The sequence below is a fragment of the Edaphobacter sp. genome (genome assembly GCF_035532915.1).
Taxonomy (GTDB): Bacteria; Acidobacteriota; Terriglobia; order Terriglobales; family Acidobacteriaceae; genus Edaphobacter.
The window spans coordinates 1-2,695 of the sequence record NZ_DATKQC010000011.1 but is presented as its reverse complement, the minus strand read 5'-3'; the positions used below and the strand labels follow the sequence as shown (position 1 = coordinate 2,695).

Sequence of the window (2,695 nt, the reverse complement as noted above, 5' to 3'; positions counted from 1 at the left end):
TGCAGTGCAGTTCTCGTTGACACTGTTTTCCACCGGTTGATATAGTTTGAGTTGGGAGCGAAGCGGCCTAGGACTCACGCGCTCCGTTTCCCAATCCAGGGTTCCTTTTCTTCCCCGGCTCAAAATCTCGATCATGCCTGTTTTCAGGTACCACCCAGGGAGTCGTTTCCTGACTTTCAGCTGATGGCACCACCGACAGCGTTTCGAGCGAATGGCGAGAGAGAAAAGCCCCCAGATTTCAGGTCCGGCTGAGATGCCATTTCGACAGCCAGTCGCCGCGGCGACCGCAGCCGGCTTGAATGGACGATCTTCGGTGTCCCCTGTGGAATCCGAGGTTTGCCCGATACGACGTGCCCGTCGCGCCGTATGAGTCCGGAGCCCCCTAAGTCTTATGATCGACGTCCTCAATCCCGAACACACTGCGAGCAAAACCCTGAACACTACATTGGAAGCCAACGAAGTCACAACCCTCGAGACGCAAAACGAAGCGCCGGAAACAAACCACCACATTTCTGCCGCGGCAGAAACCCAACCAGCCGAGCCCAATTCCCAGACATCTGAGCCGACGAGCCACGCCGAAGCCCCTGCGCCGGCGAGTGAGCCGCAAGCGGCTGCGCCCCAGGCTGCGGAAGCGCGCGAGGCCTCTTCCCATGAGGAAGAGATGGACTTTGGTGCATTGCTGGAGTCGTTTGAGCACGAGCAGGCGGCACAGGAAGCCGCGCAGGCCGTCGACGGCAATGTCGTGACTGGCACCGTGATCAAGCTGACCGACAAGCATGTCGTGGTCGACGTGGGTTTGAAATCCGAAGGCTTGATTCCGATCGAGCAGGTGCTGGACCACACTGGCCAGCCGAAACTGCAGGCGGGGCAGACGATCGAAGTGGTTGTCGAGCATGAGGAGCCATCTGGCGGCTACCTGCTGAGCTACGACAAGGCATTGCGCCACCGCGTGTGGGACACGATTGAGAAAGCTGCGAACGACAAGACTCCGGTGAGCGGGTTGGTTGTCAGCCGCGTCAAGGGCGGCCTGACAGTGGACATCGGCATCAAGGCATTTCTGCCGGGTTCGCAAGTCGAGATTCGGCCGGTGCGCAACCTGGAATCCTACATTGGCCAGACGATTGATGTTCGCGTCATCAAGTTGAACAAGAAGCGCGGCAACGTCGTGGTTTCCCGCAAAGAGTTGCTGGAGAACGAAGCCTCGCTGAAGCGGTCGTTGACGCTGGACCACCTGGAAGAAGGAACGATCCTGACCGGAACGGTGAAAAACCTGACTGAGTACGGAGCGTTCGTCGATCTGGGCGGCATCGATGGACTGCTGCACGTCACCGACATGTCCTGGGGACGGTTGACGCATCCTCGCGACCTGGTGAACGTCGGCGATGAGATTCAGGTGAAGGTGTTGAAATTCGATCGCGAGAAGCAGCGCATTTCGCTCGGATTCAAACAACTGACGCCGGATCCGTGGCTCGACGTTGCGGAACGCTATCCCATTGGCGCGCGTGTCCGCGGACGCATTTTGAGCGTGACAGATTATGGCGCGTTTGTGGAACTGGAACAAGGCATTGAAGGCCTGGTCCATGTGTCCGAAATGACCTGGTCCAAGCGCATGAAGCACCCGACCAAGCTGGTGAAGCCGGGCGACGAGATTGAGACCATCATTCTGAATGTGAATCCGGCGGATCGCCGAATTTCACTCGGCATGAAACAGTTGCTCGAGAATCCGTGGGAGCATCTTTCCGAGCGCTACACGACCGGAAGCGTCGTCGAAGGTCGCGTGCGGAACCTGACCGAGTTTGGCGCTTTCATTGAGATTGAAGATGGAATTGACGGCCTGGTCCACGTCAGCAATATGAGCTGGACCAAGCGCATCAAGCACCCGTCTGAAGTGGTGAAGAAGGGCGACAAGGTCAAGGCTGTTGTGCTGGGGATTGAGGCCGAACACCGCCGTCTGTCTCTCGGCATCAAGCAGCTGCAGCCGGACGTGTGGGAATCCTTTTTTGCACAACACCAGGTGAACGATGTGGTGCATGGCAAAGTTCTCCGCATGGCGCAGTTCGGCGCGTTCGTGGAGTTGGCGGACGGAGTTGAGGGACTCTGCCACGTATCCGAAGCCACCGACTTGCATGGTGTTCCTGTCAAGCTGGACGTCGGCCAGGAACATGACTTCAAGATCATCAAGATGAACGCGGAAGAAAAGAAGATCGGCTTGAGCCTTCGCGCCGTTGGCGATGAAGCGACACGGGCGGATGTGGAGCAATACAAGGCGCCACATGCGAAGGAGCATGGACACGGGCATTCGAATTCCGGCGGTCCGCGCGAATCTTCCTCTTCGCAGTCTTCCTCATCCACCACGCTGGGCGACCTGATCAACTGGAAGAAGCGCGAGCGCGAAGAATAATAATTGCACAAGAGTTGGAGAATGACAAAAGCGCTGAATGCCAAGGCATTCAGCGCTTTTGTTTGGATCGGCAATATCGACAAAAGAATGTGGCGTGGTTTTCCACGACTATTTCCACCCGGATTCAACGATGAGCAGCGTCTCTCTCCGAAAGTCCAACAACGATCTACCGCGCCAAGCTGACTTATTTGAGATATTGTTCCGGATCTACCATTTCCAGATCGGGGGAATCCTTCACAAAATTACGGAGGATCGCCGCGTGTCCCTGCCCGATAAAGATCACGACCCTGTCGT

The 2,695-nt window shown here is 57.0% G+C and carries 2 protein-coding genes; one reads left to right on the top strand and one right to left on the bottom strand.

What is annotated here, in order from left to right; all coding sequences use genetic code 11:
• Nucleotides 1-391 precede the first annotated feature (391 nt).
• Nucleotides 392-2,401 (top strand): 30S ribosomal protein S1, encoded by a 2,010-nt coding sequence (locus tag VMU57_RS00405; protein ID WP_325379639.1) that lies wholly within the window; start codon nt 392-394, stop codon nt 2,399-2,401.
• A gap of 184 nt (nt 2,402-2,585) precedes the next feature.
• Here the strand turns inward: VMU57_RS00405 and VMU57_RS22900 are convergent, their stop codons facing one another.
• The gene (locus VMU57_RS22900; RefSeq protein ID WP_414648582.1) at nt 2,586-2,684 is read right to left on the bottom strand and encodes a DUF5694 domain-containing protein; all 99 of its coding nucleotides are present in this window, start codon (nt 2,682-2,684) and stop codon (nt 2,586-2,588) included.
• Between the last annotated feature and the right edge of the window lie 11 nt (nt 2,685-2,695).